Origin of the sequence: Sulfurovum sp., from assembly GCF_036568385.1 — a bacterium.
Taxonomy (GTDB): Bacteria; Campylobacterota; Campylobacteria; order Campylobacterales; family Sulfurovaceae; genus Sulfurovum.
In genome coordinates this window covers 18321-32099 of the sequence record NZ_DATCSP010000081.1, presented here as the reverse complement: position 1 = coordinate 32099, position 13779 = coordinate 18321, and the positions used below count along the sequence as shown (strand labels likewise).

General features: G+C 44.3%; 16 protein-coding genes. All 16 read right to left on the bottom strand.

The features are described 5' to 3' along the window. Positions 1 to 81: 81 nt before the first annotated feature. The 16 genes from VIM88_RS08705 to sufB all read right to left on the bottom strand — a co-directional run bounded on the left by VIM88_RS08705 (position 82) and on the right by sufB (position 13667). Complete coding sequence (locus VIM88_RS08705; RefSeq protein ID WP_331862506.1) at positions 82 to 540, bottom strand: nucleoside deaminase; 459 nt, start codon at positions 538 to 540, stop codon at positions 82 to 84. Between the two features lie 128 nt (positions 541 to 668). Continuing rightward, the gene (locus tag VIM88_RS08700; RefSeq protein WP_331862505.1) at positions 669 to 1220 is read right to left on the bottom strand and encodes a manganese efflux pump MntP family protein; all 552 of its coding nucleotides are present in this window, start codon (positions 1218 to 1220) and stop codon (positions 669 to 671) included. Between the two features lie 110 nt (positions 1221 to 1330). After that, complete coding sequence (locus VIM88_RS08695) at positions 1331 to 1552, bottom strand: hypothetical protein (protein ID WP_331862504.1); 222 nt, start codon at positions 1550 to 1552, stop codon at positions 1331 to 1333. A 135-nt stretch (positions 1553 to 1687) separates the two neighbouring features. After that, positions 1688 to 2362, bottom strand: coding sequence for a hypothetical protein (locus VIM88_RS08690; RefSeq protein WP_331862503.1), 675 nt, complete (start codon positions 2360 to 2362; stop codon positions 1688 to 1690). A 228-nt stretch (positions 2363 to 2590) separates the two neighbouring features. After that, positions 2591 to 3016 carry a hypothetical protein gene (locus VIM88_RS08685; RefSeq protein WP_331862502.1) on the bottom strand — a complete coding sequence of 142 codons (426 nt, stop codon included), beginning with the start codon at positions 3014 to 3016 and terminating at the stop codon, positions 2591 to 2593. Between the two features lie 190 nt (positions 3017 to 3206). After that, the gene (locus VIM88_RS08680; protein ID WP_331862501.1) at positions 3207 to 3794 is read right to left on the bottom strand and encodes a hypothetical protein; all 588 of its coding nucleotides are present in this window, start codon (positions 3792 to 3794) and stop codon (positions 3207 to 3209) included. Positions 3795 to 3981: 187 nt separating this feature from the next. Then, on the bottom strand, positions 3982 to 4347 hold the full coding sequence (locus VIM88_RS08675) for a hypothetical protein (protein ID WP_331862500.1): 366 nt from the start codon (positions 4345 to 4347) through the stop codon (positions 3982 to 3984). A 96-nt stretch (positions 4348 to 4443) separates the two neighbouring features. Next, positions 4444 to 5349, bottom strand: a complete 906-nt coding sequence (locus VIM88_RS08670; RefSeq protein WP_331862499.1) for a hypothetical protein — start codon at positions 5347 to 5349, stop codon at positions 4444 to 4446. Positions 5350 to 5673: 324 nt separating this feature from the next. Continuing rightward, on the bottom strand, positions 5674 to 7167 hold the full coding sequence (locus tag VIM88_RS08665) for a DEAD/DEAH box helicase (RefSeq protein WP_331862498.1): 1494 nt from the start codon (positions 7165 to 7167) through the stop codon (positions 5674 to 5676). Between the two features lie 356 nt (positions 7168 to 7523). Continuing rightward, a complete protein-coding gene (locus VIM88_RS08660; protein ID WP_331862497.1) occupies positions 7524 to 8621 on the bottom strand; it encodes a SufD family Fe-S cluster assembly protein in 1098 nt (365 codons plus the stop codon). Further along, on the bottom strand, positions 8605 to 9369 hold the full coding sequence (locus VIM88_RS08655) for an ABC transporter ATP-binding protein (protein ID WP_331862496.1): 765 nt from the start codon (positions 9367 to 9369) through the stop codon (positions 8605 to 8607). The genes VIM88_RS08660 and VIM88_RS08655 overlap by 17 nt, the downstream gene beginning before the upstream one ends. A gap of 67 nt (positions 9370 to 9436) precedes the next feature. Then, the gene (locus VIM88_RS08650) at positions 9437 to 9853 is read right to left on the bottom strand and encodes a metal-sulfur cluster assembly factor (RefSeq protein ID WP_331862495.1); all 417 of its coding nucleotides are present in this window, start codon (positions 9851 to 9853) and stop codon (positions 9437 to 9439) included. A 2-nt stretch (positions 9854 to 9855) separates the two neighbouring features. After that, complete coding sequence (locus VIM88_RS08645; protein WP_331862494.1) at positions 9856 to 10278, bottom strand: SufE family protein; 423 nt, start codon at positions 10276 to 10278, stop codon at positions 9856 to 9858. Positions 10279 to 10300: 22 nt separating this feature from the next. Further along, on the bottom strand, positions 10301 to 11482 hold the full coding sequence (locus tag VIM88_RS08640; RefSeq protein WP_331862493.1) for a SufD family Fe-S cluster assembly protein: 1182 nt from the start codon (positions 11480 to 11482) through the stop codon (positions 10301 to 10303). Next, complete coding sequence (gene sufC / locus VIM88_RS08635; RefSeq protein ID WP_331862492.1) at positions 11482 to 12231, bottom strand: Fe-S cluster assembly ATPase SufC; 750 nt, start codon at positions 12229 to 12231, stop codon at positions 11482 to 11484. Before sufC ends, VIM88_RS08640 begins: the two co-directional genes overlap by 1 nt. Then, entirely contained in the window at positions 12228 to 13667 is a 1440-nt protein-coding gene (gene sufB, locus VIM88_RS08630; RefSeq protein ID WP_331862491.1) for a Fe-S cluster assembly protein SufB, read from the bottom strand. Before sufB ends, sufC begins: the two co-directional genes overlap by 4 nt. Positions 13668 to 13779: the final 112 nt, after the last annotated feature.

The window sequence follows — 13779 nt, the reverse complement described above, 5'->3', positions numbered from 1 at the left end:
CCTGGGTATAGTCAAGAATAAAGATCAGTATGGCATTAGCAGTACCTCTTTACTTCTGGTGCAACGAGCTAACGGCTAGAATCAGTAGATTTGCTTGTCCTCTTTCGCATCCCATTGTTTAAAAATCTCTGCGCACGCTTCGTAATCGATCTGTTTGAGCACCACATCATTGTTTTTTCCCTTTATCATCTCGTAAAAACGTGCATCGTCGAAGCCGCCTTTGGCCGCATCCAGTTTGGTCGTACCGAAATAGACCGTCTTTATACGTGCCCAGAAGATAGCCCCAAGGCACATCGGGCAGGGCTGTGTGGTGGCGTACAGGGTACATCCGGAAAGATCGTAAGTGCCGAGCACCTGCGAAGCTTCCTTGATGGCGGCCACTTCGGCATGGGCCGTCGGGTCGTTTGTCGCCAGCACACGGTTGTGGGCTTTGGCAAGGATCTCGCCGTCTTTGACAATGACGGCACCAAACGGCCCCCCTTCATTGGCATTCATCCCTTTTATCGCTTCGTCATAGGCTATCTGCATCCATTTGTTCATGAGTAGATTATAGCATGTAAATCATGGAACCGGAAATTTATCGGAGGAAAATGAAGGGGTGATCTCATTATACAAATGAGGAAAACTACTGCGCTCCTCGTATTTGTTATGATGTACTGTTCGCGGTCTTACAACCACCCCATGGCATTGGCAGTGCCAAAACCTACAAGGAGCATACCGGCACCGATCTTCGCTATCTGCTCCCAGCTTCGGCGCGACTCGTGACCCAGTCTCATGCCGATCCAGGTGAAGAGCACCGAGAAACACGCGATGGTCGTCGCCACTGCCAGCGGCTCTGCGCGGCCCAGGCCGAGACTGAAGCCGACGACCACGTTATCCATGCTCAAGCCCAGGGCGAGAAAAATCAGACCGCGCCACTGCGTGACCTGCTTTGCCAGTTTTTCGTCCTGGCTACGGTTCCGGATGCCGCCGATCACGGCTAGGAGACCCAGGGCGATCAGCAGTACCGCACCGATGACATTCGTGTGCAGGCCGATCGCACGCGCAGTCGCGGCACCCAGCCCGATGCCCAGCAACGGCATCAAGAACTCGAACACGCCGAATACCAACATCACACGAAAGCGGCGTGCAGCTTGCCCCATGGCACCGAGCGACAGTGCCACGGCAAGATTGTTGGACCCGATGACGAACCCCAGGATGAGAAAGTCGATAAGTGTCACTGCTGATCCTGTTGGTTATATATCTTATATCTGCTTCTTTTCATCAGGTATTGTAGCTATATTAGACTTTTATATATTTGGAATGTTTATATCGGGAGATGGGGAACGGGTTAAGAGATCTGTTCTGCCAGATCGTTATCCGTAGGATAGCCTGAGACGGCAAAACCATCCTCATCAAAAAAATGTTTTCTGCCTGTATCCATACTGATGCATACCAGAGGGTACTCTTCATCCTCGCGAATCTCTTTGATGATAAATCGATGACCCATCCGGGTCTTCCATCTCTGACCAACTTTGAATTCTATAAACTCATATTCCATTGTTTTACTCACTTTGCTTCGTTCCCACGTTTGAGAAAGTATCACTTCCTCATCGCTATAAAGTTCGATCTGAAAAGCATTTTTTTTTATAATTTGCTACCTCTTCTTTGTTCCCTTTGACTCGACGGGAACGAAGAAAACTATAATTTAAAATTCAATCGATTTTCTACTGCCAAATGCTGTATAAATTTCAAAAGGTGCTTCTCTATCTAAAGCCTCTATTTTACATTCTTTATAATTGAAATTATTTGTATACACCCACGCTTTTTCTTTATCATCAACTGAACTTAGCAAAAAATAATTTAAATTATATCTAGTATGTTCATAAAGACCCAACACCTTCCATTTAGAACCTATGGGGTATGTCTTTTTGTATATATGTGATGTCCTTTCCTTCATTATATTATAATACTTTTCATCTTCTAGATTATATTTTGTAAATATTTCAAAACCTTTCATACTGGTGCCAGCATAGACAAGTTGTATGATATTCCTATCAGATGATATAAGTTCATTTTTGCATGGATAATTGTCATATGAATATAATTTAGAATTATCTTTAAATAGGTATATATAAGTAATGGGTGCAAGAAAGGCGAAAATAATAGCATTGGAGATCAATACTTTTTTCAAGGTTTCTTTTTTTGTTAGATAATACAGACCTAGTATGAAAAAAATTCCTGCAATAAATAGTGACAGATTCATACCTGTAGAAACTTCGAATAGTCTTCCCCAAGCTAACCATAAAGAGACATAAAAAAGGAAAGCCGCTAGTAAAATTGACAACAATACCAATAAAAATACATATATAAATGTTCTCACAATATCTCCAAAAATTATTTATAACTATTTATCAGAGGAACACTATGTCCCACTATTACTTTATTTTTCATATAAACAGTATATTATTTCCTTCGTTCCCACCATCCCGATGGGAACGCATACTTACAGTTATTCTAGCGGTTTTCTACTTGCTGGTTTATTGACGTTCCATATCGGGAGATATGGAACGAGTTAGAGCTTACTGATGTACGGGGTTTGATTGCTGTGTTAGGTAGTTTCATTGATAATGTTTTTCATTAATTCCAGATTTGGTAGGCCATCACTAAGATAGGCAAGTGTGCGACCATCTTTATGCCTGATTTGTGTAGTAGTTGCAAAAGAATATTCCTTTATAACCAGTTCTTCCCATTTGAACTCATCAGTATGATTGTTATGATGAATATCAACACCGTCATCATATAAGGTTATGATAGTATTTAAGTATGGTAAACATCGAGCACCAATTAGGCATTGATATAGACCAGCTATTCCAAGAGCAGTACTAACAGCTAATTGTGTTGTAGTTAAATCAGGTTCCCAAAGAAAACGTGTTGTTAGCCAGCTAGCTACAATTGTAAGTAATGGAATGCCAACAATACCTAGATACTTCATCCAGTTTGGATAGAAAACATCAATATATTCTTTATCTTCCATGTGCTACCTAACTATTTATCAAAGGAACACTATGTTCCACTATTACTTTATTTTTCATATAAACAGTATATTGTGCTTCGTTCCCACCGTCCCGATGGGAATGCATACTTACAGTTATTGTAGCGGTTTTCTACTTGTTTATTTATTGACGGTTTGATGTGCATTCCATATCAGGAGATCGAGTTAAATATTAATTTTTGAGACAATATTCAACCATTTCATAGTTTGTTCCCCACTTTCTTTTGCACCTACTTAGTTTTGCTCCACTATAATTACGTTCAATAGATTCTTTTGCTGATCTTTGGTTCTTCATGCAATATTCTACCATCTCATAATTTTGCTGCCATTTCCGAGAACAAAACTTACTTATCTCATCTTTTCTGGTAGTTTGTACCAATTTTCGGGATTGTCGCTGGTTTTTAATGCAATATTCCACCATCTCATAATTGTCTCTCCATTTATTTTTGCAATTATGGCTAACTTCATCAGTGTTGGTAGTATCAACATTTTGTTTTGCAGAAATTTGGTTCTTGGTGCAATATAATACCATCTCATAATTGCTACCCCATTTTGCTGCACAATTTTGTTTTATTTTGCCTGAAAATCTTGATAGTTCTCTTTTTGCTGCCCGCTGATTTTTGACACAATAATTGACCATTTTATAATTACTTCCCCATTTATTAGAACACATTTGGCTAATTGTATCAGCACTTACATAACTTGAATAAGATAAAAAAACTACTAATAACCTCAAGAATGTTTTTTTTGATTTGTTCATACCATTTCTCCCATACTTCTTTTTCTCGTTCCCCCGTTGTACATGGGAATGCATACTTACAGTTATTGTAGCGGTTTTCTACTTGCTGGTTTATTGACGGTTTGATGTGCGTTCCATAACGGGAGATATGGAACGAGTTAGAGCCGCTTGCGGGTTTTTGATTGGTCTCCTTTGGCTTGTTAAAGCTCTACTTTTTGTTAACATTCGGATGGTTCCATCGGTTTTTTAGATATATTCCGTTAATGATCCACAGTAATGGGTTAAGACTCAATATGGTCGCAATCAAAAAAGCGTATTTATTGTATTTTAGGATTAATATTCCCAGTATCGTCGTTGGTATTGCTACGGCAAGAGTTATCATATTTACTCCGCCATTTAATGCAAAAGTGAAAAGATTACCGAGTGTTAGACCTAACCATGCCCAAACTTCCCACCAAATAAAGCCAATTTCCTGTTTTACTGAAACAACTTCTGGTGTCCAACAATATTTGCATAAACCATCTCTCATTTCAAATGAACTTGATACTTCTCCACACTTTTCACATGTTCCCATAATGTTTCTCCCTAGATATTCTAAATATAACTTTAACGTTTAAAATGAGCAATAAAGAATCCGCCCACGTGTTTTTTATTGCTTTCAAATGTGTTGTTATTTGATCGGTACAGCCTCAACCTGCCACCCTTTAGTCATACCATAAATCAAGATGATTCCAACAATGGTTCCAACTGGAAATGCGAACAGCATCATCACTCCCATGATAAGTGTAGCTACGCGTGCCCACTGCTTTTGATTCATCAAGCCTCTTGAAGTAAAGAACAAAATCAGCGCAAAAAATAGTCCGAAAATGCCTCCTATTACTTTCCCGCTCATCGATGCAGATAGCATCATAAGTTCCTGGTCAATCGTGAACCCATACAAGTAAAAGGCAGTTAGTATTATGAAAATGACGATGTTGATCCACATGATAACCTGAAGAGAGAGAATGCTCAATGCAAGTGAAGTTGGTTTGGAATTGGCTTCTTGCCCCTTTTCCATAGACTTTGGTTCATCTACAATTTCATTTGATTGTTCAACCATAGTGATCGGAGTCATATTTTTGTAGAAAATGTATGTACTGGATAGAACAATCAAAAATGCAAAAATACCGATTTCTTTCAAAGGAAACTGTAGCAATGTAAAGGAAGTATCATGAGATGGCACGATTATGTAGTTAAAATAAAAATAGTACACCAGAACTTCAATGACTATAATCACCACTGTATAGAAACTTAGAAAGATGAAGAGAAGCGGTATTGTTTTCGTGTTTATTTTTTCCTGCATCACCATAAGTGCTGCTGCCGGTGATATCAATATAAAAAATATAAAAACCATTGTTGAAATCATCAGCTTGAATCTGCCGTCCAAGGGCATTGTCATCATGGAGCCTGAAAGTTCACGCCACGGAAATATTTTCATAATAGTTGACAAAATCAATTCTTGCATCGCTGCATGAAAAAGAACAATTAGAACGGAAACAAAAATAGTGTAACTTACGATTAACGTAGATTTTTTCAAGCATGATCCTTTTACTGCTATAAATTACTATTTATCAGAGGAACGCTATGTCCCACTATTACTTTATTTTTCGTATAAACAGTATATTGTAAATATTCGATTATGTTCTAAAGTATGATAATTTCATATGTATTTATCTGGTTTTGTGTAAAAAGAGTACTATGATAATAGTTACTTATATATTTTCAGCTTGATATGAGCCAATAAAGTCTTGGATAGGTGGATCAATATACTTGGAGATGTTAAGCAGAGGAGGGTAGTTTAGGCTCTCGTATGCGTTCCCACGGAAACCGTGGGAACAAGGAGAGAGGCGAGGAGGGTAGTTTACGCTCTGTTGCTTCCGCGTCCGCCGTTTCGGCTGTCACGGCTTCCGCTGGAACGTCCGCTACGGCCGCCCTGTCTGCTGCGACCACCACCGCCGCCTCCGCTTCTGCTTCTGTTGCCACGGAATCCGCTACGGCTTCGTCCACCGCTGCCTCCGCCTTTGTTCTGCATGGCTCTTTCTATAAGCAGCTCTATCTCTTCAAGGCCAAGACCGATGTTGTCCTTACCTTTGACGAAATTCTCTTCCTGTACCAAAGAAGCAAGTAGGTGAGCGATCGTCACGATGTCCAGGTCATGCTGAAGCGTCTTCACAAGGTTGATGGCACTCTCGGTCACTTTCGTTTCAGCGATCTTCGCAATAAGCGCATCTGCACGGTTGTTCTGTACTTCCATACGCGTAGGAATGACCTGGGTCGTCATCTTCGTCCCGACATCTTTTTCGATACGTTTGATCGTTCTAAGCTCGTTCGGGCTTACCAATGTGATGGCTTCACCTGTCTTTCCTCCACGTCCCGTACGACCGATACGGTGTACATAAGACTCGGAATCAAAAGGAATATGGTAGTTGAAAACATGCGTTACATCATTGACATCAAGACCACGCGCCGCTACGTCCGTAGCCACGAAGATATCGATACCGCCCTGTTTGAAGGCACGTATCGTTACCTCTCTCTGTTTCTGCTCCATATCACCATGCAGACCGCTTACTTTGAAGCCTTGTGCTGTCAGGTGTGCAACCAGTCTGTCCACCTCTTTCTTCATACGACAGAAGATGATACATTTGTTAGGGTTCTTGTAGTCGATGAGCCTTACCAGCGCATCATCTCTCTCTTTGTCCTGTACCACATAGTAAAGCTGTGTGATAGAAGTGTTCGTGCTCTCAGCTTTGGTGATAGAGACCGTTTTCGGGCTCTTCAGGATCTGCTCTGCAAGTTTTCTGATACCTGCCGGCATCGTTGCTGAGAACATCAGTGTCTGACGTTCTTTTGGCAGGAAAGTAAAGATGTTCTTGATCTCGTCCAGGAATCCCATATCAAGCATCTCATCTGCTTCATCCAGGACCACGAACTGAGGGTTCATTTTGATCTTTCCGCTCATCAGAAGGTCTTGAAGTCTACCCGGCGTCGCTACAACGATAGAAGCCTGTTTGATACGGTCTATCTGCTTTCCATACGCTGTACCACCGTAGACGGTCGCTGTCTTGAGTCCGCTTTTCTGACCAAAACGGTAGAGTTCGTCACTGACCTGCATAGCCAGCTCACGTGTAGGAACGATGACCAGTCCTTCCACGGAACCGTCCGCTTTCATCATACTCATCATAGGAAGGCCGAATGCAGCCGTTTTACCTGTACCTGTCTGTGCCTGTGCGATCATGTCGTGACCCTCAAGGATCAATGGTATCGCGTCTTTTTGAACCGGGCTTGGTTCTGTAAATCCTGCGTCTGTAATAGCCGCTTGAATGGTCTCTTTTAAATTAAAATCTGTAAATTTCATGTAGTGTTTTCTTTATAGTGTTATTGGTGTGGGGTGGTAAAGTCTTGGCGATAGAACGGTTCTAAAGTTACAAGCATGTTATCTGGCACTCATTGCCGATACCCCCGCTGCTTTTTCATGCGGACGGGGTGCACCCTGTTTTATGCAACTTGATACCAAACTATCACACGCCAATGCGCGGTAAAAGGAGATACATATGCATGTATCTAAATAAGGAGTTTGATACTCTCTTGCAGTAAAAGTTCGGCATTATAGCAAATTAAACGGAATAAAGCTAGGGTTATTTCTATTTCTTATCTAAATTTAAAGGATTTGTTATAATTTTGCCATAAAAGCGTCGTCAAACGGGGCATGACCTACATGGTTTCAAAGTCTTTTGTCTCTTTGATGACCGCATTGATCTGTTTTTGCAGTTCATCCGGCAGAGAGGGGATCTTCAGGTCCAGAAAGCCTTCGATGATCAGTGACCTGGCCTTCTCCTCTTCGATACCCGACGCCATCAGATAGGCCAGTTCCTCTTTGGAGATCATACCCACACTCGCTTCATGGGAGAGTTCAAGGCGCGGATCCTCTCCCAGCAGTTCGGGGATGGCGTGGATATAGCCTTTTTTGCTCAGCAACAGACCGTTGCATGCCATCGCGCCCCTTCCGTTAGGATGTTTCCCGATGATCTTTCCGCGGGTGATCACTTCGCCGCCGTTGGAAACCACACGGCTGATGATCTCAGAGGAAGCGTCATCACCGTTCAGGACAACCGTCGATCCGATATCAAAAAAGGAGTTTTCGGGCGCATAGACCACCGAATAGAACTCCCCGAGACCACCTTCTTCGATCACCGCAAGCGGATCCATCTGCAGTTTCTTGACTTCTCCCAATGCGACATAGTTCGAGACGAACTTTGCATGCTTTCCGACATGCGCCGCACTTCTGGGGTAGACCTCCACCTCTTTGCCCCAGCTGTGTATCATGGTACTGGTGACCGTAGCCCCATCTTTGATAAAGTACTCTGTCACACCCAGATGCTGTCCGGAGACCACATGTGCATTGGCCGCACAGCCATTGATAAGATGCAGTTCGGAATCCTCCTCGGCGATGACGATGTTATGGGTGCACTGGGTGAATTTTTCCGTATCGATCATATAGCAGGTATAGACAGGCAGGGTGATCTTTACTCCAGCCTTGATACGTATGAAGTAGCCCAGCAGCCTGTCACTGGAGGCTACCTGTTTGACATACTCGTCCTTCTCCTTATCTACAAGGGTAAAGAAAAGTTCTTTGAGCCATGCATATTTCTGCAGTGCCGCTTCTATGGGAAGGATCTCGAGCCCCTCCGCTGCGGAGTGCGTATCGAGGATATCCCAGTCTCTGGCAAAAAAACTTGCGGACCGTTCCTCTTTTTCATCATAGGCGACTTTTTTCAGGGTTGTTCTGGTAGCTTCATCGAAGTGATCCATCTTCGCTCCTTTGTTCCTTGGTACAGGTCACACATCCCGAAAAAACGAGATTCTTGATATCTTCCATGATCGCTCTTGGATTGCCGGTACAGACGATCTTTCCATCCATGAAGACATGCCCGATATCGGCATCGATATAGTTGAGGATATGCCCTGTATGGGTGATGATGATCGCAGAACGCTCACGCTGTTTTTTCGGCCTGTCTGTTTGAAGGATCTTGTTGATCGCTTTGGAGATGACCGCAATATTTTCGATATCGACCCCGGATTCGGGTTCATCGATCAGAAGCAGGGCAGGGCTTTGTGCATAGAGCTTCAGCACTTCCGCTCTTTTGAGCTCTCCGCCGGAAAAGCCGACATTGAGCTCCCGTTCGAGGAAGGCTTCCATACTCAGTGCCCGTATCTCATCATCAAGGTCTTCAGCGCGGTTGATCGCGTTCAGGAAATTTCGGAGGGTCACCCCTTTGATCTTGGGCGGATGCTGGAAGGACATGCCTATACCGAGGTTGGCGATCTCGTCGGTGCTCATTTGCTGTATGTTCTGAGATTTTACACGGATCTCTCCGCTGTCAATGCTGTAGCCGGGCAGTTTCAAAATGGTGTTGAGGAGTGTGGATTTTCCGGAGCCGTTGGGACCGAAAATGACATGGACCTCCCCTTTGCCCACGGAGAGGTTCAACCCTTTGATGATCTCTTTCTTTTCTACGGAAACGTTCAGGTCGGAAATTTCCAATACAGGTACATCCATCAAAAACCCTTTTATATCTTATAGCGTGAAGATCATCACCTATCAAAAAAGTACGAAGGGGCTGCCGCTAGAGCAGACCCATCTGTAACTTCGCTTCATCGCTCATACTGTCCTGTCCCCATGGCGGGTCAAAGACGATCTCTACATCAACCTCTTCAAGACCTTCCTGACGTTTAGCGATGTTTTTGACCAGGTCGATGATCACTTGAGAGAACGAACAGGTCGCGGAGGTCAGTGTCATGGTGATCTTGGCCTTTTTCATCATAGAGACCTCGTCGGTCCAGCACTCTATGTTGTAGATGAGACCCAGGTCATAGATATTTACCGGAAGCTCCGGGTCATAGATCTCCTTGAGGTGACCTATGATGAGCTCTTTCATCTCTTCATCAGAAGGCTGGCTTTCGAGGAACTTCTTCTTCTCTTCGGCCATTTTTTCATTGATCGACCCAGCTTTGGTCTGTTCACTGGTATTGTCTGTACTCATGACTATTCTCCTTGCTCTTTACATTTCTGTGCGTAGCCATAGACCATCTTCAAAAATGCCTCCAGACTCTGCTGACGTACAGGGGAGAGGAGCTCAACGATACCCATGTCTTGAAGGTTCGCAGGGTCGAACATAAGTATCTCATCAGGCGTACGGTTCCCGAAAATGTCCAAAAGCAGCGTCAGCATCCCTTTTGCCATTTCCGAAGTACCTTCACCGCGCAGGATCAGTTTCCCGTCCTTGCATTCGCCTACGAGCCATGCGGCAGAGGCACATCCGTGGACAAAGGTGTCCTCATTCTTTTCCTCTTCCGGTAAAACAGTATGTTTTTTCCCGAGGTCAAAAATATATTCGAGTTTCTCATTGGCAGTAGGAAAGAGGTCAAAGTCCTCTTTGTACTGTGCTATCGTTTCAAGCATGGTCATGTTCGCTCCTTTCTAAGCTTAGTTATTGGTGTGCTTTGTAGAACACTTCTTCAAACGCGTTTTTGATACGCTCCTGCTGTCTGGTGTCTTTCACTTCTTCTATCAGTGTGTTGGCAAAGGCGACCACCAGTATTTTTCTGGCTTCCACATAACTGATACCGCGGCTTTGCAGATAGAACAGCTGCTTTTCATCCAGCTGTCCCGTGGTCGAACCATGCGACGCTTCCAGATCATCGATATAGATCTCCAGCTGCGGCTTCGATACCATATAGGCCTTCTTGTGAAGCAGTATCGATTTGGAGTTCTGCTCCGCCTTGGTGTATTTACCCGAGTGCTCTACACGGATGAGCGCATCAAAGATCCCTCTGGCTTCGCCATCGAGGATATTTTTCGCTATCTGTTTCGAAGTCGAGTGCTCACCGCGGTGCACGATCTGTGAAACGGTACCGCGCTTTGAATCTTCATTGAGGTAGAGCAGGTGTCCTGCATCCACATGGCCGTACTCTGCAAGTTCCACTTTCAGCAATTGCAGGGCATGGTCACCGCCCAGATCAAAGCTCTTGAGGATGGCATGCGCATTTTTGGTGACATTGACCCTGTGCGAGGCGATCATACTGTAACGTTTGTCTTCCATCGTTTGCAGTTTCACCACTCTCAGTGTCGAATCCTGTGCCAGGTGCATGTCATATCCGTATAGCACCAGTGTGTTCTCAATATCCTCAGCCACAAAGTTCTCATACACACTGGCATGACGGTTGGCCTGATTATAGAGCACGATACGGTAGTTGATCAGTGTATCGCTCTGTGTGAATCTGTGCTCGATCTCTACTTCCGTATCCCCGTCTATTTCTATCTTGATCGTGTTCGGGCAGAGCAGGTGGCCAAGATAATAGAGAGGATCGAAGTGCTCCATGTCTATCATTTTACAGGTATCACTGTAGATACGCATGTTTCTTGGTCCGGCTACGACTACACCGTCGACTATCTCTATCTTGTCACTTTCGGTCAGTGTTCGAGGGGTGTACGTCAATGTCTTGTAATCCACTTCCAGGAGTTTCTCTACATCAAAGTAGTGGTACTCTTCTGTTTTCTTGTGTGGCAGTCCCAATGAAACAAATCTTTCGACTAAAGCATCACGTCCCTGTACGTCTAACGCGGCAGTGACTTCTTCCCGGCTTTTATTTTTTAGATCTAAGAGTTTCATTACTCCTCCTCTATGGCATCATACCCGTGTTCTTCTAATTGGGCTACAAGCTCTGGTCCTGCTGTTTTGATCACCTTGCCGTCTTTGAGTACATGAATGTAATCAGGCTCTATGTAGTCAAGAATTCTCGAATAGTGGGTAATGACCAGGAACGTACGTTTCCCGTCCTTCATTTTGTTGATACCCTCTGAAACCGCTCTCAGTGCATCGATGTCCAGACCGGAGTCTATCTCATCCAGGATGATCACTTCCGGCTCAAGGATAAGCATTTGAAGTATTTCATTACGCTTCTTCTCACCACCCGAGAAACCTTCATTGAGCGAACGGCTGATCATGTCCGATTTCATGCCCAGCATTTCCAAATGGCTCTTCATCATACGAAGGAACTCTGCCGAGTTCAACTCTTCTTTGCCTTCATGCTTGCGTTTGGCATTGAGTGCCGTTCTCAGGAAATACGCATTGTTGACCCCAGGGATCTCTACGGGATGCTGGAAAGAGAGGAAAATACCTTCCAACGCTCTCTCTTCCGGATCCATCTCTTTAATGCTTTTACCCTTATAGAGCATATCTCCGCCGGTCACTTCTACGTCATAGTGTCCTACGATGGTCTTAGAAAGCGTCGATTTACCTGCACCGTTCGGCCCCATGATCGCATGTACTTTTCCGGGCTCCAGTTCGATGTTCAACCCTTTAAGTATTTGTTTATCACCTATTTTTGCCTGTAAATTCTCTATTTTCATGATACTCATCCTACACTTCCTTCTAATGTTAATTCTAATAATGCTTTTGCTTCCACCGCATACTCCATAGGGAGCTGGCTGAAGACTTGTTTACAGAAACCGTGAACGATCATGCTCACCGCATCTTCTTCGTTGATACCTCTCTGACGCAGGTAAAAAAGCTGTTCATCACTGATCTTGGACGTCGTCGCCTCATGCTCCACTTGTCCTTCCGTGTCCTTGGTCTCCAGATAAGGGAAGGTATGTGCCCCGCACTCGGACCCGATAAGCAGCGAGTCACACTCAGAATAGTTTCTCGCACCCACGGCAGAGGAGTTGACCTTGACCAGACCTCTGTAGGTATTTTGACCCTTCATCGCCGAGATACCTTTGGAGATGATGGTAGAACTCGTGTTCTTACCGATATGTATCATCTTCGTACCGGTATCCGCCTGCTGTGCCAGGGTAGTGACGGCAACCGAGTAGAACTCACCCACCGAGTTGTCTCCCTTCAGGATACAGCTCGGGTACTTCCATGTGATAGCCGAACCTGTCTCCACCTGTGTCCACGAAACTTTGGCATTTTCACCTTCACAGATGGCACGCTTGGTCACGAAGTTATAGATCCCGCCTTTCCCTGTCTCATCGCCCGGGTACCAGTTCTGGATCGTAGAGTACTTGATCTCCGCATCTTTGAGAATGACAAGCTCCACCACCGCAGCATGCAGCTGGTTCTCGTCACGGGTAGGGGCGGAACACCCTTCGTTGTAGCTCACGTAGGAGCCTTCATCCGCCACGATCAGCGTACGCTCGAACTGCCCTGTGTTCATGGCATTGATCCTGAAGTAGGTACTCAGCTCCATCGGACAGCGTACCCCTTTTGGGATATAGACAAAGGTACCGTCCGTGAACACCGCCGAGTTGAGCGCCGCAAAGAAGTTGTCGGCCATAGGGACGACAGAGAACATGTACTTTTTGATCAGTTCCGGATGCTCTTTGATCGCCTCAGAGATCGAACAGAAGATGATCCCGTGGCTTTCAAGCTCTTTCGCATAGGTTGTCTTCACAGAAACAGAGTCAACGACCGCATCGACAGCGACCTTCACGCCGGCAAGCTGTTTTTGCTCTTCCAGTGAGATCCCCAGTTTTTTATAGGCTTCCAGGATCTTCGGATCCACTTCATCCAGACTTTCTATCCCTTCTTTGGGCGCAGAGAAATATGAGATGGACTGATAGTCTATAGGCTCATATTTCAAGTGTGCCCAGTGGGGCTCTGTCATGGTCTGCCATTTTTTGAATGCTTTGAGACGCAGTTCAAGCATCCATTCGGGTTCCTCTTTTTTCTGGGAAATGAACGCGATGATATTCTCGTCCAATCCCGGAGGAACAGTTTCAGTTTCGATATCTATCTCAAAGCCGAGCTTATACTCGCCTGAGACAGCTTTATCTAATCCTTCATTTGCCATTTATGATCCTTGTTAATTAAGATAAATTTTGTCTTATTTAGTTTATAGCACAAAATATTGACGAGGTCAAGTCTAAAACCAAATTTTTTCAATTATAACATCATTTATATTT

What these genes read in the sequence shown, in the direction of transcription:
- VIM88_RS08660 (WP_331862497.1), bottom strand. Translation starts at nt 8,621, where the DNA reads ATGGATCACTTCGATGAAGCTACCAGAACAACCCTGAAAAAAGTCGCC.
- VIM88_RS08650 (WP_331862495.1), bottom strand. Translation starts at nt 9,853, where the DNA reads ATGAGTACAGACAATACCAGTGAACAGACCAAAGCTGGGTCGATCAAT.
- VIM88_RS08680 (WP_331862501.1), bottom strand. Translation starts at nt 3,794, where the DNA reads ATGAACAAATCAAAAAAAACATTCTTGAGGTTATTAGTAGTTTTTTTA.
- VIM88_RS08640 (WP_331862493.1), bottom strand. Translation starts at nt 11,482, where the DNA reads ATGAAACTCTTAGATCTAAAAAATAAAAGCCGGGAAGAAGTCACTGCC.
- VIM88_RS08645 (WP_331862494.1), bottom strand. Translation starts at nt 10,278, where the DNA reads ATGACCATGCTTGAAACGATAGCACAGTACAAAGAGGACTTTGACCTC.
- VIM88_RS08705 (WP_331862506.1), bottom strand. Translation starts at nt 540, where the DNA reads ATGAACAAATGGATGCAGATAGCCTATGACGAAGCGATAAAAGGGATG.
- sufC (WP_331862492.1), bottom strand. Translation starts at nt 12,231, where the DNA reads ATGAGTATCATGAAAATAGAGAATTTACAGGCAAAAATAGGTGATAAA.
- sufB (WP_331862491.1), bottom strand. Translation starts at nt 13,667, where the DNA reads ATGGCAAATGAAGGATTAGATAAAGCTGTCTCAGGCGAGTATAAGCTC.
- VIM88_RS08685 (WP_331862502.1), bottom strand. Translation starts at nt 3,016, where the DNA reads ATGGAAGATAAAGAATATATTGATGTTTTCTATCCAAACTGGATGAAG.
- VIM88_RS08655 (WP_331862496.1), bottom strand. Translation starts at nt 9,369, where the DNA reads ATGGATGTACCTGTATTGGAAATTTCCGACCTGAACGTTTCCGTAGAA.
- VIM88_RS08665 (WP_331862498.1), bottom strand. Translation starts at nt 7,167, where the DNA reads ATGAAATTTACAGATTTTAATTTAAAAGAGACCATTCAAGCGGCTATT.
- VIM88_RS08675 (WP_331862500.1), bottom strand. Translation starts at nt 4,347, where the DNA reads ATGGGAACATGTGAAAAGTGTGGAGAAGTATCAAGTTCATTTGAAATG.